At 60.3% G+C, this 24,485-nt stretch carries 27 protein-coding genes; 21 read left to right on the forward strand and 6 right to left on the reverse strand.

The annotated features are described in order from the left end of the window. Positions 1-4: 4 nt before the first annotated feature. Genes D1646_RS05055 through D1646_RS05075 form a run of 5 tightly spaced genes read right to left on the reverse strand, consistent with a single transcriptional unit; the run spans position 5 to position 5,201 of the window. Positions 5-1,258, reverse strand: coding sequence for a DUF2812 domain-containing protein (locus tag D1646_RS05055; RefSeq protein ID WP_160635410.1), 1,254 nt, complete (start codon positions 1,256-1,258; stop codon positions 5-7). Further along, positions 1,259-2,485 carry a DUF2812 domain-containing protein gene (locus tag D1646_RS05060; RefSeq protein WP_160635411.1) on the reverse strand — a complete coding sequence of 409 codons (1,227 nt, stop codon included), beginning with the start codon at positions 2,483-2,485 and terminating at the stop codon, positions 1,259-1,261. Continuing rightward, the gene (locus tag D1646_RS05065; RefSeq protein WP_160635412.1) at positions 2,482-3,699 is read right to left on the reverse strand and encodes a DUF2812 domain-containing protein; all 1,218 of its coding nucleotides are present in this window, start codon (positions 3,697-3,699) and stop codon (positions 2,482-2,484) included. The genes D1646_RS05060 and D1646_RS05065 overlap by 4 nt, the downstream gene beginning before the upstream one ends. Before the next feature lie 30 nt (positions 3,700-3,729). Continuing rightward, a complete protein-coding gene (locus D1646_RS05070; protein WP_160635413.1) occupies positions 3,730-4,893 on the reverse strand; it encodes a DUF2812 domain-containing protein in 1,164 nt (387 codons plus the stop codon). Beyond that, complete coding sequence (locus D1646_RS05075; RefSeq protein ID WP_160635414.1) at positions 4,890-5,201, reverse strand: PadR family transcriptional regulator; 312 nt, start codon at positions 5,199-5,201, stop codon at positions 4,890-4,892. The genes D1646_RS05070 and D1646_RS05075 overlap by 4 nt, the downstream gene beginning before the upstream one ends. A gap of 176 nt (positions 5,202-5,377) precedes the next feature. Between D1646_RS05075 and D1646_RS05080 the strand changes: the two genes are divergently transcribed. The 12 genes from D1646_RS05080 (at position 5,378) to D1646_RS05130 (ending at position 15,072) form a co-directional block, all read left to right on the forward strand. Next, a complete protein-coding gene (locus D1646_RS05080) occupies positions 5,378-6,256 on the forward strand; it encodes a sigma-E processing peptidase SpoIIGA (protein WP_160635415.1) in 879 nt (292 codons plus the stop codon). A 21-nt stretch (positions 6,257-6,277) separates the two neighbouring features. Next, positions 6,278-7,000, forward strand: a complete 723-nt coding sequence (gene sigE, locus D1646_RS05085) for an RNA polymerase sporulation sigma factor SigE (RefSeq protein WP_201754554.1) — start codon at positions 6,278-6,280, stop codon at positions 6,998-7,000. Between the two features lie 92 nt (positions 7,001-7,092). Next, complete coding sequence (locus D1646_RS05090; RefSeq protein ID WP_160635416.1) at positions 7,093-7,668, forward strand: Uma2 family endonuclease; 576 nt, start codon at positions 7,093-7,095, stop codon at positions 7,666-7,668. Between the two features lie 114 nt (positions 7,669-7,782). After that, on the forward strand, positions 7,783-8,436 hold the full coding sequence (locus D1646_RS05095) for a redox-sensing transcriptional repressor Rex (protein WP_160635417.1): 654 nt from the start codon (positions 7,783-7,785) through the stop codon (positions 8,434-8,436). Further along, positions 8,433-9,518, forward strand: coding sequence for an S-layer homology domain-containing protein (locus D1646_RS05100; protein WP_160635418.1), 1,086 nt, complete (start codon positions 8,433-8,435; stop codon positions 9,516-9,518). The genes D1646_RS05095 and D1646_RS05100 overlap by 4 nt, the downstream gene beginning before the upstream one ends. A 92-nt stretch (positions 9,519-9,610) precedes the next feature. After that, positions 9,611-9,775 (forward strand): hypothetical protein, encoded by a 165-nt coding sequence (locus D1646_RS22625; protein WP_201754555.1) that lies wholly within the window; start codon positions 9,611-9,613, stop codon positions 9,773-9,775. Between the two features lie 387 nt (positions 9,776-10,162). Then, positions 10,163-11,470 carry an electron transport complex subunit RsxC gene (gene rsxC, locus D1646_RS05105; protein ID WP_160635419.1) on the forward strand — a complete coding sequence of 436 codons (1,308 nt, stop codon included), beginning with the start codon at positions 10,163-10,165 and terminating at the stop codon, positions 11,468-11,470. After that, positions 11,470-12,405 carry an RnfABCDGE type electron transport complex subunit D gene (locus D1646_RS05110; protein WP_160635420.1) on the forward strand — a complete coding sequence of 312 codons (936 nt, stop codon included), beginning with the start codon at positions 11,470-11,472 and terminating at the stop codon, positions 12,403-12,405. The genes rsxC and D1646_RS05110 overlap by 1 nt, the downstream gene beginning before the upstream one ends. Further along, a complete protein-coding gene (locus D1646_RS05115) occupies positions 12,402-12,944 on the forward strand; it encodes an RnfABCDGE type electron transport complex subunit G (protein ID WP_160635421.1) in 543 nt (180 codons plus the stop codon). Before D1646_RS05110 ends, D1646_RS05115 begins: the two co-directional genes overlap by 4 nt. Before the next feature lie 17 nt (positions 12,945-12,961). Next, entirely contained in the window at positions 12,962-13,639 is a 678-nt protein-coding gene (locus D1646_RS05120; RefSeq protein WP_160635422.1) for an electron transport complex subunit E, read from the forward strand. Continuing rightward, positions 13,639-14,253: an RnfABCDGE type electron transport complex subunit A gene (locus D1646_RS05125; protein WP_160635423.1), complete on the forward strand. Its 615-nt coding sequence runs from the start codon at positions 13,639-13,641 to the stop codon at positions 14,251-14,253. The genes D1646_RS05120 and D1646_RS05125 overlap by 1 nt, the downstream gene beginning before the upstream one ends. Before the next feature lie 18 nt (positions 14,254-14,271). Next, positions 14,272-15,072, forward strand: coding sequence for an RnfABCDGE type electron transport complex subunit B (locus D1646_RS05130; RefSeq protein WP_160635424.1), 801 nt, complete (start codon positions 14,272-14,274; stop codon positions 15,070-15,072). Positions 15,073-15,125: 53 nt separating this feature from the next. Here the strand turns inward: D1646_RS05130 and D1646_RS05135 are convergent, their stop codons facing one another. Then, complete coding sequence (locus tag D1646_RS05135; protein WP_347565134.1) at positions 15,126-16,340, reverse strand: FtsW/RodA/SpoVE family cell cycle protein; 1,215 nt, start codon at positions 16,338-16,340, stop codon at positions 15,126-15,128. 154 nt (positions 16,341-16,494) lie between these two features. Here D1646_RS05135 and tsaE point away from each other — a divergent pair, with 154 nt between their 5' ends. From tsaE to D1646_RS05180, 9 genes are all read left to right on the forward strand, one after another. Then, positions 16,495-16,917, forward strand: coding sequence for a tRNA (adenosine(37)-N6)-threonylcarbamoyltransferase complex ATPase subunit type 1 TsaE (gene tsaE / locus D1646_RS05140; RefSeq protein WP_160635425.1), 423 nt, complete (start codon positions 16,495-16,497; stop codon positions 16,915-16,917). Further along, positions 16,914-17,624, forward strand: a complete 711-nt coding sequence (gene tsaB, locus D1646_RS05145; RefSeq protein ID WP_160635426.1) for a tRNA (adenosine(37)-N6)-threonylcarbamoyltransferase complex dimerization subunit type 1 TsaB — start codon at positions 16,914-16,916, stop codon at positions 17,622-17,624. The genes tsaE and tsaB overlap by 4 nt, the downstream gene beginning before the upstream one ends. A gap of 15 nt (positions 17,625-17,639) precedes the next feature. Continuing rightward, positions 17,640-18,275, forward strand: coding sequence for a uracil phosphoribosyltransferase (upp, locus tag D1646_RS05150; protein ID WP_160635427.1), 636 nt, complete (start codon positions 17,640-17,642; stop codon positions 18,273-18,275). A 174-nt stretch (positions 18,276-18,449) separates the two neighbouring features. Then, positions 18,450-18,929 (forward strand): RNA polymerase sigma factor, encoded by a 480-nt coding sequence (locus D1646_RS05155; protein ID WP_160635428.1) that lies wholly within the window; start codon positions 18,450-18,452, stop codon positions 18,927-18,929. Continuing rightward, positions 18,926-19,855 (forward strand): hypothetical protein, encoded by a 930-nt coding sequence (locus D1646_RS05160; RefSeq protein ID WP_160635429.1) that lies wholly within the window; start codon positions 18,926-18,928, stop codon positions 19,853-19,855. The genes D1646_RS05155 and D1646_RS05160 overlap by 4 nt, the downstream gene beginning before the upstream one ends. Before the next feature lie 27 nt (positions 19,856-19,882). Continuing rightward, positions 19,883-20,176, forward strand: coding sequence for a hypothetical protein (locus D1646_RS05165; RefSeq protein ID WP_160635430.1), 294 nt, complete (start codon positions 19,883-19,885; stop codon positions 20,174-20,176). Positions 20,177-20,354: 178 nt separating this feature from the next. After that, positions 20,355-21,860, forward strand: a complete 1,506-nt coding sequence (gene abc-f / locus D1646_RS05170; protein WP_160635431.1) for a ribosomal protection-like ABC-F family protein — start codon at positions 20,355-20,357, stop codon at positions 21,858-21,860. 266 nt (positions 21,861-22,126) lie between these two features. Beyond that, positions 22,127-22,978 (forward strand): AraC family transcriptional regulator, encoded by an 852-nt coding sequence (locus tag D1646_RS05175; RefSeq protein ID WP_160635432.1) that lies wholly within the window; start codon positions 22,127-22,129, stop codon positions 22,976-22,978. Then, positions 22,971-24,302, forward strand: a complete 1,332-nt coding sequence (locus tag D1646_RS05180) for an MATE family efflux transporter (RefSeq protein ID WP_160635433.1) — start codon at positions 22,971-22,973, stop codon at positions 24,300-24,302. Before D1646_RS05175 ends, D1646_RS05180 begins: the two co-directional genes overlap by 8 nt. Positions 24,303-24,485 lie beyond the last annotated feature (183 nt).

A 24,485-nucleotide genomic window follows, 5' to 3' on the forward strand; every position in this document is an offset into this window, starting at 1 on the left:
CTTTCTACTTCAGCGCCGCCGCCAGCATGTCCAGGTGGTCCGTCAGGTTTTCCCGTCCTCCATAGAGCAGCGCCACCACGTGGCCGTCCCGGCCCGCGGCGGCCATCTGCCACTCCGGGTGATTCTCCGCCCGGGCCACTACCACAAAGTCCAGCTCGGGATGGGACAGCTCCTCATAGCTCCAGCGCAGATTCATCAGCTCCAATTGGGCCAGCTGGGACATGGCGATGGTGCGGGCCAGCGGGGGGACGAGCAGGTGGAAGTAGACCGCCTCCAGGTCGGGGGAGTAGACGTACTCCGGTTCACCAGACGGGGAGTAGCCCTGTTTTGACTCCAGGTCCACCGGACTGAGCAGGGACTGTTCCACCGTGTAATAGCTGGGGGAGAGGAAGGAGAACTTGCGGGTTACGATGTTCTGCCCCCAACTGCTGCCGGAGTGTTTTCTGGGCGGTTCGCCAAACAGCTCCTTATAGGTGACCAGGGGCTCCGACTCCAGATCCTGAAGGTGGATGTATGGCCGGGAGAAGTGTTCCAGCGGGGCGTTGGGCGGCAAGTCGTACAGGCCGAACAGCTGTCCAGTCCACAGAACAACGGCAAGCCCGGCCAGCGGAATGGTGATCCAGAAGGGGATGGCGTGCAGACTCCACCGGGGCCGGGGGCGGGTCTTGGGGGTCACACCCAGTTCCAGGGAGCGCTGGAGGTCCAGCAGCAGGTGACAATCCCGCTCCTCATCCCGCCAAAACAGGAAGCCGAGAAGCAGAAAAATCAGCGGTGTTCCGGTCAGGTCGAAGAGGAATAGGGGGATACGGCGTGGGTCCATGCGCCAGAGCAGAACTCCGGCCAGAATAAACAGGCCCAAAATGAGGAAATGCAAAATACGCTGCTTTTTTCGGGCGCGCTGAACCCGCCCCGTCAGCCACTCCAGGGAGATGCCACGGGTCACCGGGTCGGTGTGGAGCTCCGGGGCCCGGGGGTCGGCGGTGTAGAAGAGGAAATAGACCTTGCCAACCCTGCCCGCGTACTCCCAGCCCGACTGGCAGTACAGCTCCAGCCGCTCCGGCTCCGCCAGTTCCCGCCCGTTGGATACCTCCAGCCGGAAGCGGGTTCCGGGGGCGTGTTCATCCCGGCGGAAGCGGGTAAAGTCGCCGGTGACCTGGATGGGGAACAGACCGGCGTTGGCCTGCTCCTCCAGCCAGTGCTCTAGCCCCGGAATGTCGTACAGGGACACCGGAGTGGTTATCCAATATTTCCAGAACATTTAATTCTCCTTTCCCAGAGCCTCCAAAAACAGGGGCAGGCAGTTCTCCAGCGCGGTGGGGCCGGCATATTCCACCACCAGAATGTCGTTCCCCCGCAGGGCGGTGAACAGCCAGCGCTCCTGGCCGCCCCGGCGGAAACGGACCGTCTCCAGGGCGTCCAGGCCGGGGTACTCCCGGGTCTGGAAGGGCTGCAAGTCGGAGACCCGGCTGAGGGGATTGTCGTAGGACAGGACCGCGTTCAGCTGCCGCACCTCCCGGTCTCGGCGGAGCTGATACACCAGCCGGGCGGTTCCCGGGGAGCGGGCCCGGTCGTACTGAATATACACCTGGAGGGGATAGGGGCGGGGAATCTCAATCAGTTCTCCCGGATCTGTGCGAACAGTCCGGCTCCAGTCCATAGATTGGAACTCCTGCACCGGGACCAGCCAGGAGTGACTGCGCTTCAAATAGCCGTCCACCTCCGGCTCCTCCTCCAGGGGGCGGGGACCGGCCGCCTCCAGCTGGGCCAGAGTGGGCCAGGTGTGGGAAAGAGGGGCCTCCCCCAGACCGCAGACCTGGGGCCGGTAGCTGGGAATGGCGAAATAGAGCACCAGAAGCAGAGGGACCGTGATGCAGAAGTAGACCTTCAGGTCTCTGGCCCGGTTCCACCGCCGCCCCGCCTTGGGGGCCAGGGTGCGGCGGACCTTGACCAGCTGCCGGATTTCCCGAATGGGCCGGATGGTGACGATGACGAAAACCGCCAGTGAAAAAGCAAATTGGAACAGGTCGCGGGGCTGTTCCATCAAAATCAGCTCCTCCAGCAGCCGTTTCCCAATCAGAGAGAAGACCCCGCCCAGAAACAGGATGGAGGCCGCCGTCATGGCGGTCCAGAAACGCGTCTGCTGCTGGATGGTGCTGTTCAGCGCGTAGGCCAGGGTTGCGGGGTCGGAGTGGAGCTCCGGGGCGTCCGGGTCCTGGCAGGAGTAGACACAATACATCCGGGGCAGGGTGTCCACAAGCGCCCAGCCCATCTGGGCGTAAAGGTCCGGAAGGTCCTCTTGTTTACCCTTGCCCACCGGGTCCAGCCGGTAGCGCACCAGGCAGGGGGTGTCTGTCACAAACTGGGCGGACTCGATGAGCCGGGAGAAGCGCTGGAAGAACTTCCCCTGAAGGGCCATCTCGTCCAGCCAGCTCTGTAAGCCCTGAATGTCATAGCGGGAGCAGGGCAGCCAGTGTTTTTCGGTCATAGGACTTCCTCCTCTCCCAGGGCGTCCAGCAGCAGGGCCAGTCCCCGCTCCAGGGGGGCGGAGCCGGCGCAGCGGACCAGCAGCACGTCATTTCCCCGCCGCAGGGCGAGGGCCCAGCCGTCCAGGCCGGAGTACCGGTAGGAGGCGGTCTCCAGCACGTCCAGCCCGGGGTACTCCATGGGGACGAAGGGGGTCAGGCCGGTGATGGACTCGGAGCTGTTGGAGGTGTCGTTGTAGTGTTTGAGGTCCTTCTCCAGCTCCTTTCGCTTCAGATGGTACAGCCGCCGGGCGGCGGAGGGGGAGGCGGCCTGATAGTACCACACCTTTAAAAGAGGCTTGCCGAAGCCAGCGCCCCGGTCGGTGTAGTGCTCCTGAACGGGGACGGCGGGGGAGCGGTTGACGGTCATATAGCTGTAGTGCTCGGGCCGCAGCGCCGGGAGGGGGGCCGTCTCCATCTGAGCCAGACCGGGCCAGGGGTGGGAGAGGGCAGACAGGTCCAGGTCCAGAAACTCCATGGCGACATAATTCATGGCCAGGCTGCTCAGCAGATTGATTAGAAGCGTAACGGGCAGAAAGATGGCCAGATAGGGCAGATTGGGCCGCCAGTGCCGCCGTCCCGCCTGGAGGGGGAGGCCGTCGTCCAGGGTGCGGCGCAGCTTGTTCAGCCGGATAACCTGGTACATACCATAGACGGCCAGCGCCAGAAGCAGCCCCACCAGGAACAGGATGACCAGAGGCTGAAAGGGATGCTCCCACAGAAGGAGATTGGCGCAGAACTCGTTCCAGTTGGCAAGGAGCAAGAAGGCCAGCAGAGTCGTGGGGGCCAGCACCAGGAGCATATTGTCTTGCCGCTGCCGCCGCACCAGTGTTTTCAGGGCGTAGGACAGGGTTGCGGGGTCGGAGTGGAGCTCCGGGACCTCAGGGTCGTCACAGGAGAAAAGGTAGAAGGTCCGGGGGATGGCGTCCACAAATTCCCAGCCCATCTGGGCGTAGTTCTCCTTGCGCTCCACGTCGTTCCAATGTTCTCCCACCGGGTCCAGCCGGTAGCGCACCGGCCGGGGCTCCCCCCGCCGGAAAAAGGCCCGGTCGTTGTGGTAGGACAGCCGCTCCAGAAACAGCCCCTGGAGGGCCATCCCGTCCAGCCAATCCTGTAGCCCCTGGATATCAAAAATAGAGCAGGGCAGGGGCTTTTTCACCAGCTTGTTCCTCTTCATGGAAAAACCTCCTTTCAAAGGGCGGGCAGTTTACAGGGAGCGCATCACTTGGGCAAACCGGGGGAGGAACTGGAGCAGGTCCTGGTCTCCCCGGTACTCCGCCAGAAGAACAGTCCGCCCCTGGCGGAGGATCAGCCGGGCGGTGGGGAGGGAGGCACTCTCCGGGTCAGGCCGGTCCAGAGAGAGAAGGACCTGGTCCAGTCTCTGGGACAGGCCGCACGCCTCATAGGTCCCGCCGTTGTGATGGATGCGGCTCTGCTCCTGGACCATCTGCCCCGCCAGAAGGGGCAGGGGATAGCGGTAGATTTGCAGCTTCAGGGCGGGGACGGTGGGGTCGGCGGCGCCGTTGACCCACCGGTGTCTGGCGGTCTGCCAGAAGGACCAGCGCTCCGGCAAAAACAGTGTGGCGCAGTTGTAGCCGCAATTGTAATAGTCCCGGGTTTGGCTATTGACCTGAACATCCGGCCCGTCCCCCTCCAGGTCGGCCAGGGTCACAAAGTCGTCGGCAGGATGGAGCTGGGGGTTCAGGCCGGTGATGGGCCAGAGGGTCTCTGTCAGCACCAAAAGCAGAATCAGGGTCCCCGCCGCCAGCAGAGCGCCACCGCGGCTGTGTCCGGAGGACTTCTGGGCCCTCCGGTACCGGACCAGAGCGGCCAGCCCCAGCAGCCAGGACAGGTCGGTCAGCGCCAGGCCGAGGATGGACAGAGCGGCGGCAATCACCGGCTGGCGGCTCAGCAGTGTTACGGGAAACCACCGCAGCTCGGACCAGGAGAAGCTGCACCCCCAGTACAGGGAGAGGAAAACAAAATTCAGCGCCAGCAGCCCAAGCCCGGCCAGCAGCTTCCGGCGGAAGAAACGGCGCAGGGCGTAGTCCCAGACCTCCGGGTCGGTGTGGGCCTGGGCGTCCAGCTGTTCCGAGGCAAATACCGCGAAGCTGCTGCGGAACAGACCCAGATACCGCCAGCCCGCCTGCTCATAGAGGGCGTTCAGTTCCGGGTCCAGCCGGTCGGGCTTGTTGGGGGCTGGCTCCAGGTGGAAGCGGAGGGCGGCGGGCTCGCCCCGGGAAAACAGGGTCAAGGGCCCCGCCGTCATGGAAAAGAGCAGTCCCTTTGCCGCCTGCCGCTCCAGCCAGCCCTCCAGGCCGGGGATGTCATATCCGTTTACCGGGGTCACACGCCAAACCGTTTTGCTCATTGCCGTTCCTCCTCTCCGTCTGTCACACAGGCGCGCAGCCGCTCCAACTCCTCCTGGAAGACTGCCAGCCCCTTATCTGTAATGCGGTAGGTCCGCTTGCGGCCGTCCACGCCGGTCTCGGCGATAAGTCCCTCTTCCTGGAACTTGGCCAGCAGGGTGTAGAGGGTCCCCGGCCCCAGCTTGACCCGGCCCTGGGTCTTTTCTTCCACAAATCCGGTGATCTCGGTGCCGCACCGCTCCCGGCGCAGGAAGGACATGAGCACATAGTACATGGGCTCAGTCAGCGGACCCTTTTCCCGTCCCGCCATAGCCGGACCTCCTCTCCAATCATCGCCCCTAAATATCGTCTGACGATATTATAACACGATGATATGTCCCCGTCAAGGGGCCATTCCAAAATCCGCCACAAAGCCCTATCAACGATTAGACCTCTTTTTTCCGGTCAAGCTCTTATAATAGGACGTGCCAGGAGGGGGGGAGCGCTGTGACCGTCATCTACATTGATACACTATTTCTCCTCAACGCCCTTGTGGACTATCTGCTGCTCCTTGCCGCCGCCCGGCTGGCAGGGGAGCCTCTGCGACGCTGGCGGTTTGCCCTGGGGGCGGCCCTGGGCGGGCTGTACGCGGTGGCCATCTTCCTGCCAGGGCTCGACTTTCTCAGCCATCCCCTGTGCCGGCTGGCCTCCGCCGCTCTGATGCTCCTCACCGCCTACGGGGGCAGCCGCCGCCTGCTGCGACAGGGGATTTTGTTCCTTGCTCTGACCTGCGCCTTCGGGGGCGGCGTGGTGGCCATCGGCCTTATGGGCGGCACGGGGCTGAGCCTGGGCCGGGGTGTGTTTTACTCCGCCCTGGACCTGAAAATCGTGCTGTTGTCGGCGGCGGTGTGCTACGGTGTGCTGACCCTAGTGTTCCAGCGGCTGGCCCAGCATACCGGGACGGCGGGGGAGCTGGCCAGGATCAGGGTGCGCCTGGGTGACCGGGCTGTCTCCCTGACCGCTCTGGTGGACACGGGAAATACCCTCACCGACCCGGTGAACGGCGCTCCGGTGCTGGTGGCGGAGGGAGAGCGGACCGCCTCCCTCTTTCCCATGGACCACCGTCCCAACCCATCCGACCTTCGGGACCCCGCCGCCGGCCTGACTCGCCTGGGCACTGGGGAGTGGCGCTCCCGTTTCCGCCTGCTGCCCTATCGCACTGTGGGAGTGGACCGGGGCCTGCTGCTGGCCGTCCGGACGGATGGGGTGGAGGTGAACGGCAAGGGCAGAGGTCCCGTGCTGGTGGCGCTGTCCCCCACGCCGGTGTCTGACGGGGGCGGCTATCAGGCGCTGATCGGGTCCCTGGACGGAATGTCAGGCTTTTGAAAGAATAATGAGGTGGTTATCTTGAACAAAGTTTACATAGAGGTAAGGGACCAGCTGCTGGGCTTCCTGGCCCGTCTGGGGCTGCTTCAACCGGGAAAGGTGATGTACATCGGGGGCAGCGACACCCTTCCCGCCCCCCTGAAGCGGGAGGAGGAGGCTGCCCTCATCGCCCGCCTGGAGGAAGGGGATCCAGAGGCCCGGAATCAGCTCATTGAGCACAACCTGCGTCTGGTGGCCTACATCGCCCGCCGGTTTGAGAACACGGGCATCCATATTGAGGACCTGATCTCCATCGGCACCATCGGGCTTATCAAGGCAGTGGGCACCTACCAGCCCGCCAAGGCCATTAAGCTGGCCACCTACGCCAGCCGGTGCATTGAGAACGAAATCCTGATGTACCTGCGTAAGACCGCCAACCAGAAGACGGAGCTGTCCTTTGACGAGCCGCTGAACACCGACTGGGACGGCAACGAACTGCTCCTCTCCGACATCCTGGGCACCGACGAGGATCTGGTGGTGCAGCCCCTGGAGGCGGACGTGGACCGCCAACTCCTGCGCCAGGCCATGGAGCGGCTGGACGACCGGGAGCGGCATATTATAACCCTCCGCTTCGGTCTGGACGGGCGGCGGGAGTGTACCCAGAAGGAGGTGGCCGACCAGCTGGGCATCTCCCAGTCCTACATCTCCCGGCTGGAGAAGCGGATCATCGCCCGGCTGAAGAAGGAGATTGTAAAAATGATGTGAGACAGAGCGCTTAGAGCAGGTATTTTCTTGCGTTGGAGGCCAAACTATGATATAATCAAGCCAGATTTTACAGACAGAGGGAGGAAAAATGGATGAACGACAATCTGGCCTATCAGGAGGAGATCCGAGAGGAGCTGATTCACGGGGAAGTGGTTGCCATGTCGCCCCGGCCTATGTTTAACCACAATCGGGTTGCCTTCCGCATTGCCCATTTGTTCGAGAACTATTTGCGGGGCAAGCGCTGTACAGCCATTGCCGACGGCACCGACCTGCATCTGACGGAAACGGACTGCTTTGTCCCCGATGTGATGGTGGTCTGTGACCGGGACAAGATCAAGGCCGACGGCGTCCACGGCGCTCCCGACCTGGTGGTGGAGGTGCTGTCCCCCAGCACGGCCAACCGGGACCGGGGCTATAAGAAGGAGGTCTATGCCCGGTGCGGCGTACGGGAGTACTGGATTGTCAATCCGGCAGACCGGTCTGTGGAGATCTATCTGTCCAGGGAGAACGACCTGGTGTTCCACCGGGTGTACTCCATTTATCCGGATTTTGTATTGGAAAAGATGACGGAACAGGAGCGGGCCCAGGTAGCCACTCATTTTCAGTGCAGCCTCTATGACGATCTGGACATTGCGCTGGAGGACATTTTCACCGGTCTGCTTCCATAAATAGGAAACACACAGCCCCACCGAAGTCTGCGGTGGGGCTTTTCCACAAAAAAATTTGACAGCCGGGGCGGGATAGAGTAAACTAGGAAGCAAAGCAGGAAACGGAGCGTATCCATGAAACGAAACACAAAGGTCTCCACAGCGGTCATTCGCCGTCTTCCCCGCTACTACCGCCAACTGGCGGAGCTCCAGGAGGCAGGGGTGGTGCGCATCTCCTCCAGCGCCTTGGGCAAGTCCATGGGGCTGACGGCCTCCCAAATTCGCCAGGACCTGTTCTGCTTCGGGGAATTTGGACAGCAGGGCTACGGCTATAAGGTGGAGCTTTTGAAGGAGGAGATCGGCGAAATTCTGGGCATCAGCCGGGGCCACACCCTGGTCATACTGGGCACGGGCAATTTAGGTCGGGCCATCATCCAAAACTTTCGCTTCTCCAGCAACGGCTTTCAGCTGCTGGCCGCCTTCGATATCAGCCCTGCGGTGGTAGGCACTGCAATCGCCGGGATTCCGGTCTACCACGCCGACCAGCTGGAGGACTTTATTGCTCAACATAAGGTGGACGTAGGGATGCTTACCGTTCCCATCGCCGCCGCCCAGCAGATGGGGGACCGGCTGGTCAGTGCCGGCGTCAAGGGCATTTGGAATTTTACCAACTATGAGATCACCTGTTCCCAGGAGGATGTGGTGGTGGAGTCTGTCCACTTTTCCGACAGCCTCCTGGCGCTGAGCTACATGATCTCCCAGCGGGAGGACCCGGAGGAGGACCTATGAACAAATTTTTGCGCCCCCTGGGGCTGATTGCCGCCATTTCGCTGCTGGCGGGGGCGGCCTATGCGGCGGCTTCGGAGGATGGGCTGGTCGGCCTGCGCTACTTACAGGACACCTTTATTCCCAAAGCGGTCCAGACCGAGGGGGAGGCCGCCGGTCAGGCCCTGGAGGAGACCTATGCCAGCGCGAAGCAGCAGCTGGACGCCCTTCTGGGCGGCGCCTCCGATCCTACTGCCGGGCTGTTCAGCAATACACTGGAGCGGAGTATCTGGTCGGATGGACAGATCATCACCCTCTCCACCGGCAGCTGTTTTGTACCCATGGACGGCTCTGCGGATCTGACCCACACCGGTGCGGTGGTGGATGTCACAGCGGGCACGGAGATCCCCTTCGGGGGGCGGCTGGAGGCCAACCACCGGTACGTTGTGGGGGAGGAGACCCGGGTTGCGCTTACCGTACGCTCCGGCCAGGCCGCGATTGGGGTACAGGGCAGCTACAGCCTGACCGGAGGCAAAGAGCAGTACACCCCCTTCTTTGATGTGAGTCAGGGGGATTGGTTTTACGAGCCGGTGAATTACGCCTACCAGCGCAAGCTCTTCTCTGGAGTAGACGCCAACCATTTTTCTCCTGGTTCCTCCATGAACCGGGCCATGCTGATGGTGGTGCTCCACAGTCTGGCGGGCAATCCGGCTCCGGCAGCGGAAAACTCCTTTACCGACGTGCCAAACGGCAGCTGGTTCACCAACGCCGTGGTCTGGGGCGCCAGCCAGGGTATTGCCTCGGGGACAGGGGGCGGAGCCTTTACCCCCGGCGGAGAGATCACCCGGGAGCAGACAGTGCTCATGCTCTATAACTATGCCGCCCGCTATCTGGGGAAGGAGATGGCCCCCGGGAGCGATCTGTCAGGCTACGGGGACTATGCCAGCATCAGCGCCTGGAGCCGGGAGGCCATGTCCTGGGCGGTAGGTCAGGGCATCCTCAGCGGCGTGGACCGGGGCGGGGTGCGGTACGCCGATCCCCAGCGGGGGGCCTCCCGGGCGGAGATGGCCACCATGCTCCGGGTCTTCTGCGAGAAAATTTTATAACGGAGGTCACCCATTTCCCTCCTGGGCCATATGATGGAAATGAGAGCGGCAGACAGCCCTCTTAAAATTCATAAAACCAGGAGGTACTCAAAATGGGGTGCTGCAATAACAGTTGGGGCGGCAACAGCTGCCTGTGGATCATCCTGCTGATCATCATTCTGTTCAGCTGCGGCGGCTGCGGCAACAATAACTGCTGCTGCAACAATAACTGCGGCTGCAACAACGGCTGCGGCTGCAATAACGGCTGCGGCTGCTGAGACAGCGGAAACCGGAAGGGCGCGGAGGATTTCTCCGCGCCTTTTCGTCTGAAAACGGGAGAAAGTCCGCCTGCCCAAGCTCCATGCACCTTCCCCCTGGGGCTTGGCGTTCTTTCTCCTGGCAGGCAGGGGATTGAGAGAAAAAATTTGCCGGGAATGGGGACAAGCCCCCCAAAATATCTTGCAATTTCCCCAAAGCTGGTGTATCATAAGGCTTACGCAGCAAGACCGACGGTTTCGGAAACAGCAGAGGGAGAGACCGGCGGGTTTTGTCGTGGGTCCGGCCCCGCCGGACGCGGCAGCCGCAGATACAGCAACTGGAGAGGGCAAAGCAGAATGCTGTTCCTGTGGTATCCCAGCAAGTTATTAGGGAGGTCGAAAACTTACATGAGCAAATTTCTCAAACGATCTGCGCAGGGTGCGCAGGTCCCCCACGAAAAGCGGACTTCCAATCAGGAGACCGTAAAGATGCCGCTGCCCTCCAAGATTGTGCTGTCTATGGGCCAGCACATCGGCGCCCCCGCCGCTCCCCAGGTGAAGAAGGGCGATCAGGTCTGCGTGGGCACTGTGGTGGGCAAGGCGGGGGGCTTTGTCTCCTGCGACATCCACTCCGGCGTGTCCGGCACGGTGGACGGCATCATCACCATCACCGCCCCCAATGGCGCTCCTCAAACGGCAGTGGTCATTATTCCCGATGGCAAGCAGACGGTGGACCCTGCGGTGGCGCCCCCCACCGTCACTGATCTCAAGTCCTTCCAGGACGCCGTCCGGGCCAGCGGTCTGGTGGGTCTGGGCGGCGCCGGCTTCCCCACGGCGGTGAAGCTTGCCCCCAAGAACCTGGACGAGATCGACACTCTGGTCATCAACGGCGCCGAGTGTGAGCCCTATATCACCTCGGACAACCGCTGTTTCCTGGAGGACACCCAGTTTATCCTGGACGGCATCCAGGCGGTGATGAAGTATTTGGAGATCCCCAAGTGCATCATCGGGATTGAGGCCAACAAACCCGAGGCCATTGCCAAGATGAAGTCGGTGGCCACCGCCGGCGTGGAGGTGAAGGAGCTGCCCTGCCGCTACCCCCAGGGCGCTGAAAAGGTCCTCATTGAGAACTGTACCGGCCGCGAGGTCCCATTCCCCGGCCTGCCCTCCGACGTGGGCGTGGTGGTGATGAATGTCACCTCAGTGGCCTTTGTGGGCAAGTACTTAAAGACCGGGATGCCCCTGACCACCAAGCGTCTCACAGTAGACGGCGACGTGATTAAGGAGCCCAAGAACGTGGAGGTCATCATCGGTACCCCCGTGCAGGAGCTGATGGACTTCTGCGGCGGCTTTACCGAGGAGCCGGGCAAGGTGCTCTACGGCGGCCCCATGATGGGCAACTGTATCGCCGACCTGTCCCAGCCTATTTTGAAGAACAACAACGCCGTGCTGGCCTTCTCCAAGAAGATGGCCCAGATCCCCAAGGCCACCAACTGTATCCACTGCGGTCGGTGTACCAACGCCTGTCCCCTGGGTCTGTCCGCCAAGGAGATCGTGCAGGCCTACAACGACGGCAATGTGGAGCTGCTCATCGAGCTCAACGCCGACCTGTGCATGAGCTGTGGCACCTGCTCCTTTGTCTGTCCGGCCAAGCGGCCTCTGGCGCCCTCCATCGCCCTGGCCAAGATTATGATGAAGAATGGAGGTAAGAAGTAATGGGTAACAAGCTGATTGTCACTGCCGCGCCCCACATTACCAGCGCGGACAGCACCCAGAAGATCATGGGCCGGGTGTGCCTGGCGCTGGTCCCCACTCTGGTTGCCTCGATCATCATTTTTGGGGTCAGTTCTCTGATCCTCACTGCCGTTACAGTGGCGGCCTGCGTCTTCTTTGAGTGGGCCTACTGCAAGCTGATGGGCCGGGAGGTCCCCATTGCCGACCTGTCCGCCGTGGTCACCGGCCTGCTGCTGGCCTTTAACCTGCCCGCCACCCTGCCCCCCTGGATGGCCATTGTGGGCGCGTTCATCGCCATTGTCATCATCAAGCAGCTCTTCGGCGGCCTGGGCTTCAACTTCGCCAACCCGGCCATTGTGGGCCGTATCGCTCTGGCGGTGGGCTTCGCCAGCCGAATGGCCAGCTACCCCCTTCAGGGCGTGGACGCTTTGGCCTCCGCCACTCCGCTGGCCGTCTCCGGTGAGCTGGGCTCCGCCAACTATGTGACCCTGCTGCTGGGGACCCACGGCGGCGTGCTGGGCGAGACCTGCGCCATTACCATTCTCATCGGCGGCATCTACCTCATTGCCACCAAGGTCATCAGCCCCATGATCCCCGTTACTTATCTGGCTACCGTGGCCGTGCTGTCCCTGTGCTTTGGCATGGACCCCATTGTGCAGCTGCTGTCCGGCGGTCTGATGCTGGGCGCCTTCTTCATGGCGACCGACTATGTCACCTCCCCCACCACCGACAAGGGCAAGCTGATTGCCGGTATTTTCCTGGGCCTGGTCACCATGATGATCCGCAAGTTCGGCACCATGAACGAGGGCGTATCCTTTGCCATTCTGCTGATGAACCTGGTCACGCCCTACATCGACGCGCTGACCCGGCAGGATAAGCTGGGCATTGCCAAGAAGAAAAAGGAGGCGGCGAAATGAGCAATTGGAATAGGGTTTTTAAGCCCATCGTGGTGCTGTGCGTCATCTGCATCGTCATCACCGGGGCCCTGGCCGCCACCAACAGCGCCACCGCCCCCATTATTGCCGAGGCCAAGGCGGCTGCGGAGAAGGCCGCCCGCTCTGAGCTTCTCCCCGAGGCCGACGACTTCACCGAAATCACCGATGTGGCGGTGGAAAATGTCACTGCCGTGTTTAAGGCCAATAACGACACCGGCTATGTCATCACCAGCACCGCCAAGGGCTACGGTGGCACCATGACCGTTATGGTGGCCTTCACACCGGAGAAGACCATCAAGCAGATTAAAGTGACCGAGCAGGGCGAGACCCAGGGCATCGGCAGCAAGGTTGCCGGAACCCCCTCCTACTGGGAGCGTTACCAGGGCCAGCCCGCCACAGAGCTGAAGATCAATAAGGACGGCGGCACCATCGATGCAGAGAGCGGCGCCACCATCTCCAGCCGTGCGCTGGCCAAGGCGGTCAGCTCCGCGATTGAGGCGTATAACGCCGTTAATCCTTGAAAGGCAGGTGAGTCAAGATGAGTGAAAACAGTAAAATGAAAATTTTAACCAACGGCATTCTCAATGAGAACCCGGTTCTGCGGCTTGTCCTGGGCACCTGTCCCACTCTGGCCGTCACCACCATGGCCTCCAACGGCATCGGCATGGGGCTGGCTGCCACCTTCGTGCTGCTGTGCTCCAATATCGTGATTTCCGCCCTGCGGAAGATTATCCCCGACCAGGTGCGCATCCCCTGTTACATTACCGTCATTGCCGGCTTCGTGTCGGTGGTGCAGATGATCGTCAAGGCCTATGTGCCCGACCTGGACAAGGCACTGGGCGTGTATCTGCCCCTGATCGTGGTCAACTGCATTATCCTGGGCCGGGCCGAGATGTTCGCCTCCAAGAACAGCGTGGTGGACTCCGCCCTGGACGGCATTGGTATGGGCATCGGCTTTACCATCACCCTGACCATCATGGGCTCCATCCGTGAGATCCTGGGTGCAGGCACCTGGATGTCCGGTCTAGGCGGTCTGATTCCCTCTCTGGGATCCGACTTTGCCATCCGCGTCATCCCTGAGTCCATCGACACCTTCTCACTGATGACCAGCGCCCCCGGCGGATTCTTCGTCTTCGGCATTCTGATGGCCGGGGCCACTTGGCTGACCAGCCGGCCCAAGAAGGCTGCCGCCGCTGCGGAAGGAGGTAACGCGTAATGGTGAAACTTGCTGCCATCTTCTTTACCATGATTTTGGTGGACAACTACGTCCTGGCCAAATTCCTGGGTATCTGTCCCTTCCTGGGGGTGTCCAAAAAGCTGGACAGCGCCGTAGGTATGTCTCTGGCCGTCACCTTCGTTATGGTCATGGCCACCGCCGCCACCTGGCCCATCTACAGGCTGATTCTGGTGCCCGAGGGAATGGAGAACACCCCCCGGGACATGGGCTATCTTCAGACCATCGTCTTTATCCTGATTATCGCCATTCTGGTCCAGCTGCTGGAGAACTTTTTGAAGAAGTTCATTCCCGCGCTGTATAAGGCGCTGGGCGTCTACCTGCCCCTGATCACCACCAACTGCACCATCCTGGGCGTGACCATCCTGAATCTGGACAACGGCTACGACTTCCTGGAGTCCATCGTCTGCGCCGCCGGCGCGGGCATTGGCTTCCTGGTGGCTATGGTGCTCTTCTCCGGCGTGCGCCGGCGGGTTGAGCAGGCTGTTACCCCCAAGTGCTTCGAGGGCCTGCCCATCACCCTGGTGGCCGCCGCCGTTACCTCCCTGTCCTTTATGGGCTTCGGTGGTATCGTGGACGCCATCTTCAAGGCTTGATAGGAGGGGGAGTGTAGTATGAATCCAATTTTAATGGCAATCATTGTGGTTACCGTCATCGGTCTCATCGGCGCGGTGATCCTGGTGGCCGCCTCCATCTTCATGTATGTCCCCGTGGACGAGCGGGTCGAGAAGATCACCGCTGTGCTGGCGGGAGCCAACTGCGGAGCCTGCGGCTGTGCCGGCTGTGCCGACTACGCTAAGAGCATCGTGGAGGAGGGCAACGCCGTTAACAAGTGTACCCCCGGCGGGGCCGCCTGCGCCGCCAAGGTGGCGGAGATCATGGGCGTGGAGGCGGGCGCTTCCGTCCCCATGAAGGCCGTGGTGGCCTGCTCCGGCACCTGCGATAAGACGGGCAAGAAGTACGAGTTCCAGGGCATCCAGAGCTGCCAGGCCGTGAAGGGGCTCTACGGCGGCGACGGTATGTGCAAGTTCGGCTGCCTGGGCTACGGCGACTGTACCCGGGCCTGCGCCTTCGACGCCATTCACATTGTGGACGGCATCGCCAAGGTGGACCGTACCAAGTGTACCGGCTGCGGAGCTTGTGCCGCCGTCTGTCCCAACGCCGTTATCTCCATTGTGCCCGAGCACAAGCGTAAGCCTGTGGTCCTGTGCCAGAACAAGGACAAGGGCGCCGACACCCGGAAAGCCTGCACTGCCGGCTGTATCGGCTGTATGAAGTGCGCCAAGGCCTGCCCCAAGGAGGCCATTACCGTGGAGAACTTCCTGGCCAAAATCGACCAGGAGAAGTGCGTTGGCTGCCAGCTGTGCGTGAAGGAATGCCCCATGGGCGTGATCCACGTGCCCGCCAACGAATAAGCAACGTGCAAAACCCCCGCCTGACGGCGGGGGTTTCGTTATGCGCATTTGAATTATACCGGACTTCGGTCTCTCAGCCAGCTTGGAAGGGGGCGGGCCTTGACACTGGAGACAATGCCCATAGCGGCAAAGAGGGTTATAATGGACGATCCGCCGTAGCTGATGAAGGGGAGGGTCAGGCCCATAACAGGCAGGATGTAGAGGCACATACCCACATTAAAGGTGATCTGACTCAGGAGCATCCCCGCCATGCCCATGCAGACGTAGGCGTGGAAGGGGGAGTTGGCGTGCCGGCCCACCCAGATACACCGCAGGACGATAAGAGAGAGGAGAAGCAGCAGGACCAGACAGCCCACCATGCCCAGCTCCTCGCCGCACACGGCGTAGATAAAGTCGGTGTGCCGGGCGGGGAGGGCGTCGCTTCTGCCGGCCTGGGTCTGGATTCCCTGGAGATAGCCCTGTCCGAACAGCTGCCCGGAGCCGATGGCCAGGATGGCGCGGCCCTGCTGCCAGCCCCAGCCGCTGGGGTCCAGGCTGTGGTCGAACACGACCCGGAAGCGCATAATGCGGTAGTCGTTCCACCACCTGGTCTCGGGGAGGAAGAACAGCCACAGGATCACCGCCGTAAGGACAAGTCCGCCTCCTACCAGCACAAACCACCGCAGCTTGACCCCGGCGGCCCAGGCCATAGCGACGAAGATCATCATATAAATCACGCACATACCAAAGTCGCCACAGATCACCGCAATCAGCCCCAGCATGAACACCGTGTGTCCACCAATCTGAAGGACGGAGGGGATCGAGCTGATGTCCAGCTCCCGGTCCTGGATTTTGACGATTTGGAGGGCCAGCAGCAGGATGAAGGAGATCTTGACGATCTCGTTGGGCTGGATGTCCATGGGAAATTTAGGGATGATCCGGGAGATGACCAGCCAGTTCAGGTTACCCGAATCGTAGTCCTCCCCCAGAGGGGTTAGGAGGAGGAGGAGGAAGACCACATTAAAGATTAGCAGCAGCTTCCACCGCTTTTCTACGAAGAGCTGAAAATCCACAAAGGTGAGCAGCATATAGGCCAGCACCCCCAGTACGATGGCGGCGAACTGGACCAGGACAAAGCGCATCCAGCGGCCCTCGCCCAAATATTGGGTCGCGGAAAAGACGAGGGCCAGGCCAAAAATACTGGCCGCCAGGCACAACCCAAGCAGGATGACGTCGCCTTTTTTAAAAAACTCCTTGATGGGGGAGAAGAGCATGGATAAAAATGACACAGCGTCACCTCTTTCCTCTCCGCAGGTCTGTTTCGTACTTGCGGCTGTGTAAAAATAAGCCTATACATTTTATCACATTTTGGTGGAAAGGCAAACCCCATCTGTGCTATAATATTTAAGAAGCTGAAAATTTTCTGTGAACGGGGGAGCGGCGGTGGAATATATCACCAACAGCGCAGAGGAGACGGAGGCCCTGGGGGCGCGTCTGGGGGAACGGCTGGAGCCCGGGGCGGTCATTGCCTTCACCGGGGACCTGGGCGCGGGCAAGACCGCCTTCACCCGGGGACTGGCCCAGGGATTGGGGATTGTGGACCGGGTTACCAGCCCTACCTTTACCATTGTCAACGAGTATGAAGGGGGCCGTCTGCCTCTGTTCCACTTTGATATGTACCGTCTGGGCTCCTCTGACGAGCTCTTTGATATCGGCTGGGAGGAATACCTGGCCCGAGGGGGTGTGTGCGCGGTGGAGTGGAGTGAGAACGTGGCCGACGCCCTGGAGGATGTGATTCCGGTCAGGATTTGCCGGGGGGAGTCTCACAGCCAGCGTGTGATTACCATTGAGGGGGTGGACCTGTGAATATTTTAGCCCTGGAGTCCTCTGCAACGGCCTGTTCCGCTGCCCTGTGCCGGGATGGCGCACTGGTGGCCCAGTCCTTTCAGAGCAGCGGTCTGACCCACAGCCGCACCCTGCTGCCCATGGTCCACGACCTGCTGAAAAACTGCGGGGAGAGCCTGGAGAAGGTGGATGTGATCGCTGTGGCCGCCGGGCCCGGGTCCTTCACCGGCCTGCGCATTGGAGTGGCCACGGCCAAGGGGCTGGCCTGGGCGCAGGAAAAGCCCTGTGCCCCCTGCTCCACGCTGGAGTCTATGGCCTGGCCCCTGGCCCATTTGCAGGGGAAGCTGATTGTCTGTGCCATGGACGCCCGGCGCAGGCAGGTATACAACGCCCTGTTTTTTGCCAGGGGAGAGGAACTGGAGCGGCGCGCTCCTGACCGGGCCATCTCCCTGGAGGAGCTGGGGGAGGAGCTGAAAAACTTCCCGGAGGAAAAAATAGTGGTTGGCGACGGGGCCCAGCTGTGCTATAATAGCCTGAACAGCCAAGTTTCCGGCATGACCCTGGCCCCCGTCCACCTGCGGCTGCAAAGCGCCTGGGGAGTGGCCCGGGCGGCGGAGACGGTGATTGCCGCCGGCGGGCTGGTGCCGGGCGGGGCGCTGGTTCCAGTCTACCACCGGCTGTCTCAGGCGGAACGGGAGCGGCTGGAACGGGAACAAAATTTACAATAGAAGGGGAGCATTGCCATGTATAACGAAAAGGTACACATTCTGGACCACCCGCTGCTTCAGCACAAGCTGACCATCCTCCGGGACGAGCGTACCGGGGTTAAGGAGTTCCGGGAGATTATCTCGGAGATCGCCGCCCTGGAGTGCTATGAGGCCACCCGGGACCTGCCCCTGGCGGATGTGGAGGTCAAAACCCCCATTACCACTGGCACCTTTAAGACGCTGGCGGGCAAGAAGCTGGCTGTGGTCCCCATTCTCCGGGCGGGCCTGGGCATGGTGGACGGCATTATTAAGATGATTCCCTCCGCCAAGGTGGGCCACATCGGGCTGTACCGGGACCCGGAGACCCACAAGCCGGTGGAATACTACTGCAAGATGCCTGCCGACATTGCCGAGCGGGACGTCATCATCCTGGACCCCATGCTGGCCACCGGCGGCTCCGCCTCCGCCGCCATCACCTTTATCAAGGGCTACGGCTGCAAGCACATCAAGCTGATGAACGTGCTGGCCGCCCCCGAGGGGATTGAGTGCATTATGCGCGACCACCCCGACGTGGATATCTACGTGGCGGGTGTGGACGAGAAGCTGGACGACCACGCCTATATTGTCCCCGGCCTGGGCGACGCCGGCGACCGGATCTTCGGGACTAAGTAATCAGTGAGAGAGCCCCGTCCGCTTACAGGGGTATTACAGCACGATTTGGCAGAATAAGCAAGACAGACCGCTGTCCTGAATGGGACAGCGGTTTTGTGCTGTGGAAAATATTTTATTTACTGTGAAAAATTCCTGCCCGCTGTACCGTGTTAAGGGTGAAGGGAGTTGAGGAACATGGTCCCGACCGGTACCGAAGAGACCATATGCCGCCTTGTGCGGGAGTACAGCGATATGCTGCTTCGCCTGGCCTGCGCCCGTCTATCCTGCGTCAGCGACGCGGAGGACGCGGTTCAGGAGGTGTTTCTGCGGCTGCTGACCGCTCCCGTCTCGTTCCGGGACGCCGGACACGAGAAAGCGTGGTTGATCCGCACAACCCTTCACCGTGCCAGTGATATCCGCCGGAGAGCGGCAAAGAGGGAGCTCCCTCTGGAGGAGGCGGTTCAAATGGCCGCGCCGGAGCCCGGTGTGGAGCTGCTCCAGGCGGTACGAGCCCTGCCGGAGCAGTACGGTGCCGTCATCCATCTGCACTACTACGAGGGATACTCCATCAAGGAGATTGGGAAGCTGCTGGGACTGCCCGCCGCCACGGTGGGAACCCGGCTGGCCCGGGGCCGGGAGCGGCTGCGGGCACTGCTGAAGGAGGAGATCACATGAACTGGAACGACTACAAGAAGGCTGTGGACGCGCTGCCCCTGTCCGACGATTTTCAGGAGCGGACCCAGGAGCTGGTGCGCCGGCAGGCCCAGAAAGAAAAGGAGCGTATTGCTATGAAGAAGAAGGGTTTTGTCCGCGTAATGGCCGCTGCTGCTGCTGTGGCTCTATTTACCGTATCCGCCTATGCCGCCTCCCGGTGGCTCAGTCCCTCCCAGGTGGCCCAAATGCACGGGGACCCCACTCTGGCCCGGGCCTTTGAGAGCGGAGACGCCATCAAGGTCAACCAGTCGGTGGAGACGGAGAACTTCTGTGTAACCCTGGCGGGACTGGTGTCGGGGGAGAACCTGTCCCGCTGGAACAGCCAGGCCGACAAGGCCCACACCTATGCGGTGATGATCCTGGAGAGTCTGGATCAATCGCCGCTGGAAAGGGACAACTTCCCCCTGGACGAGTATACCTTCACTCCTCTGGTGGCCGGCTATACTCCCTGGTCGGTGAACAACTGGACCCTCCATGCCGGCGTTTCCAATATGGAGCAGGATGGGATCATCTACTATCTGTTGGACGTTCAGAGCATTGAAATGTTCGCCGACCATACGGTGTATCTGGCCTTCTACCAGGGGACTGTGCCCAGCCGGGACACCTTCACCATGGCGGAGGACGGGACCATCTCCTTCGCGGAGGACTTTGAGGGCCCCCACGCCCTGTTTACCCTGCCGCTGGACCAGAGCAAGGCCGACCCCGCCGCAGTGGAGCGATTCATAGAGGAGAGCGGCTTTGACAAGGAGTGGTTTACCACCGTCCAGCCGGACGAGCCAGACGATGGGATGGAGTATGATGTCCAGGAGACCGAGACCGAGGACGGCATACACATCGAGATTTTGCCTAAGTCCGGGGAGGAGACCTCCGGCAAGGAGCTGAACTAACTCACCGCCGACGAGTTTGCCGTCTATGTGGACGAGGAACTGGCGGAACAGCTGGAGGCGGTTCGGAACGGCACCGCCAAGGCCGCCCGGCTGGAGGACGGCGGTCTGCCCATGGTTACCTTCTCCGATGCGGAAGCCCTGGAGAACGCCAAGAATTTGTCCATTCAGGAGATCGAAGACGGCGTAAGCATCAGCATTCAGTGGGGTTCAGGCCCCTCCGCACAGATCATGTGGAGGGGCTTGACATTTTGCGGGAGTCGTGATATGCTGTCCTCAACAAAACAGTTGGGAGGCGGGAAGATGCGCAAGACCACTTGCTGATTCCGTGACAGGATAGACGTCAGGGGCTGTGAGAGCAGTCCGGTCTTGTCATGGGTTCGCAAGAGGAGACGCGCAGTCTTCCCCTTTCGGCTCATATGGGGCGTGTTGCGCCCTTCTTCCGCCGCAAGAGGAAGGACCCTCTTGCGGCTTTTTCGCGCACATGACAGGAGGGTACAATATGTCTCAAATTACCATACAAAATTTATCGTTCACCTACGTTGGAGACCACACCCCGGTGTTCGAGGGGTTAAACCTCCAGCTGGACACCAATTGGAAGCTGGGTCTGGTGGGGCGCAACGGACGGGGCAAGACCACGCTGCTGCGCCTGCTGGCGGGGGAGCTGGAGGGGCGAGGGACGGTCTCCCTGCGGCGGCGGTGCCTGCGCTGGCCCAGGCAAGTTGAGAACCCGGCGCGGCGGACGATGGACATTCTTCTGGAGGGGGTGCCCCCGGAGGAGGAGTGGCGGCTGAGCTGGGAGCTGTCCAAGCTGGGACTGGAGGAGGAGGTGCTGGAACGGCCCTTCTCGACTCTCAGCGGCGGGGAGCAGACCCGGGCTCTGCTGGCCGCCCTCTTCCTGGACGAGGGAGCCTACCCCATGATCGACGAGCCCACCAATCACCTGGACGGACCGGGCCGTGCACTGGTGGCGGACTATCTGCGAGGGTTGGACCGGGGCTTTCTGCTGGTCTCCCACGACCGGGCCTTTCTGGACAGCTGTGTGGACCACATTCTGGCCCTGAACCCCACCGGCCCGGAGCTGGTGCGGGGGACCTTCTCCAGCTGGTTCCGGGACAAGGAGGACCGGGACCGGGGGGAGGCGGCCCAGAACGAGAAGCTGAAGGGGGAGATCCGCCGGCTGGAACAGGCCGCCGCCGACCGGAAGCAGAAGGCGGACGCGGTGGAGCGGGCCAAGGTGGGCATTTCTCAGAGCGGAATTGTCAAACACGGCCTCAGACCCTATTTAGGGGAAAAATCCCGCAAGGGACAGCAGCAGCGGAAAAATATTGAGCGCAGAGCGGACCGGGCGATTCAAGAGAAGGCGGGCCTTCTGAAGGACATTGAGCGGGCGGACACATTGAAGCTGACCCCGCTGGTCTACCACAGCGACCGCCTGCTGGAGGGACGGGAGCTGTCTATCACCTACCCGGGCATGAGAGGAACACCCATCCGCTTGACTCTGCGCCAGGGGGACCGCCTCTGTCTGGATGGGGGAAATGGTTCGGGGAAGACCAGCCTCCTCCGGCTGATCCTGGGGGAGGGGGTTCCCCACACCGGGACCCTCCAGCGGGCCTCCGGACTGGTCATCTCCTATGTCCCCCAGAAAGCGGACCACCTGCGGGGGGAGCCGGCGGCCTGGGCGGAGGGGCAGGGCCTGGACCTGACTAAATTCCTGACCCTCCTGCGCAAGCTGGACTTCTCCCGGGCCCTCTTTTCCCGAGACATGGGGGAATACAGCGCCGGACAGCAGAAAAAAGTGCTGCTGGCGGCCAGCCTGTGCCGCAGCGCCCACCTGTATGTGTGGGATGAGCCGCTGAACTATATCGACCTGTTTTCCCGGATGCAGCTGGAGGAGCTGATTTTGCAGTGCCAGCCAACCCTTCTCTTTGTGGAGCACGACCGGGTCTTTCGGGAGAAAATTGCCACAGGAATTGTGGAGCTGGAAGGAAGCTCGCCGGCGCATTGAAAAGCATTTTGCCCTCATCAGCGGAGAGGAGCAGGGAGATTTCGATACGCTGACCTTTGAGAAGGCCCGTCCTGATGAACCGCAGCCCCGGCCGGGCCCCACCAAGGGAGTGGCGGAATGGTATCGTGGAGCGGTGTTGACCGAAAAAGTGGGCGGCAGCTGGGTTTGCGTGTGCTGCTGAATATTGCCAGGTCAGAAAAGCCGCAAGAATTATGAAAAGCTTCGTTATCTATTCTGCTAAAATAGAGAACGAAAGGGGGGAAACCATGAACGGCCAAAAGATTGAGAATGTAGCGGCAGTGATCTCCTATATTGAAGCCCACCTCAACGAAAAATTGGATTTGAACACGGTTGCAAATGGGATTGGCTATTCCAAATTTCATCTTCACCGGATGTTTACAGACGTGGTTGGGGTTACACTCCACGACTATATCCAGCGCCGGCAGCTTTCCGAAGGGGCAAAGCTGCTGGTGTTCTCAGAAAAACCCATCTTAGAAATCGCGTTGATTGCCGGATATGAAAGCCAACAGGCCTTTAGCTCTATCTTTAAGTCCATGTATAAGCAGACGCCGCTGGAGTACAGGCAAAATAAAGTCTTTTATCCTCTGCAGCTGGAATTTATATTGAACCGGAATCCAACTGCTCCTGATACGATCATACAGAAGATTTCTTATGCTGCGCTGGCTGATATTCCTGACTGGATGAATTTTATAACCCTTGTCATTGACGGTTTTCCCTGCCTTGATGAGAGCGCTCACCTGGAACGGGTCAAGCAGTATGTTCAACGGCGTCAAGCGCTGATTATGCGGGACGGCTCGACCCTGGTTGGGGCCGCCGCATATTCAGATCAAACTGGGAGCATCGACTTTCTGGCGGTACATCCGCAGTACCGGCGGTATGGAGTGGAGAGGGCTTTTCTTGACTTTATGATGCGCAATCTATTTGCAGGCCGTGAAATCAACATCACCACGTTCCGCGAGGGGGATAAGGCCGACCCAGGCCAGCGAGAGGAATATAAGCGGCTGGGCTTTGCCGAGTCGGAGCTTCTCACTGAATTTGGCTATCCCACCCAGCGGCTCATTCTACCACCCAAACGGGAGAAAGGCCACAATGGATGATAACATTTTAGACCAAAAATGGAGCGCAGGAACGCTCCTGCGCTTCGCTTTTCCCACCATCGCAATGATGATTTTTATGGGACTATATACCATCGTGGACACAATTTTTGTAGCGCAGTTTGTCAATACGGACGCGCTTTCCGCTATCAACATCGTGTGTCCCATTCTCAATGTCACAGTGGGATTGGGGACAATGCTTGCAGCGGGCGGAAACGCAATTGTCGCCCGAAAAATGGGGGCAGGTGATCACACGGGGGCGAAGGAAGATTTCACTCTGCTCATTCTCACAGGCGCGGTGATTGGATTTCTCATCCTTTTGGGTGGGATAATCTGGATTGACAAAATCATTTATGCGCTTGGCGCAAGTGAGCTGCTCTTTCCTTACTGTAAAGACTATCTCATGGTGCTGTTCCTGTTTATTCCGGCAAACATATTGCAGACGCTGTTTTCAAACCTCTTTGTGACAGCCGGAAAACCGGGTCTGGGTTGCGGTCTGTCTGCTTTGGCGGGCGCGGCGAATATCATTTTGGATTACATCTTTATTGTTCCCTGCGGCCTGGGTATCCGGGGAGCGGCGCTGGGGACAGGCTGTGGCTTCCTGATCCCCGCCGTTGCCGGGCTGGCCTATTTTGCGCGGAGCCAAAGAGCGCTATCCTTCACAAGGCCAAAACTGAAATGGGCGGTGATCGGGGAGAGCTGTTTTAACGGCTCATCTGAAATGGTAGGCCAGCTGGCAACGGCTGTCACAACATTTCTGTTCAACCGCACGATGATGAACCTGTTGGGAGAGGATGGAGTTGCAGCAATCACCATTATCATTTACTCCCAGTTTCTGCTGAACACGCTGTATATCGGTTACTCTATAGGAGTAGCGCCTATCATCGGATTTAACTATGGCAGCGGCAATGCTATTCAGCAAAAAAGGGTTTTTACCATCAGTATACGGTTTATCATGGCGGCATCGGCACTCGTTTTTGCGGTTTCCATGTTTGGCGGTCCCTATATTGTGCTGTTGTTTGCGGATGATGCCTCAGAAGTCTATCAAATTGCGGCGAATGGCTTTAGGATCTTCTCATACAGCTTTCTATTCTGTGGCTTAAACAATTTCACATCTGCAATGTTCACTGCGTTGTCAAACGGAAGAATATCTGCGGTTCTTTCCTTTTTGCGGACATTTGGCCTGCTGGCCGGAGGCATTTTGCTGCTCCCCAGCATTTGGGACGTAACAGGGATATGGCTGGCTGTACCAGCAGCAGAGGGAATTATGTTTGGGGTTTCTATAATCTGCCTAATACGTTATAAAATATGGATGCCAAGGAAGTAACAGCACTGATTGGCCCCAACGAAGGGGCCCATGTGGGATGAATTTAACACCAAGCTCTCTCATGGGTATCAGACCGTGATTGGTGAAAGCAGCTCCATCCTGTCAGAAGGGGAGTTTTTTAACCCTGTTTCAACAAATTTCATTGACACGGCGGCAGCTTTCCTCTAAAATAAAAGGAACTTG

The sequence above is a fragment of the Pseudoflavonifractor sp. 60 genome (assembly GCF_009911645.1).
In the GTDB taxonomy this organism is placed as follows: Bacteria; Bacillota; Clostridia; order Oscillospirales; family Oscillospiraceae; genus Lawsonibacter.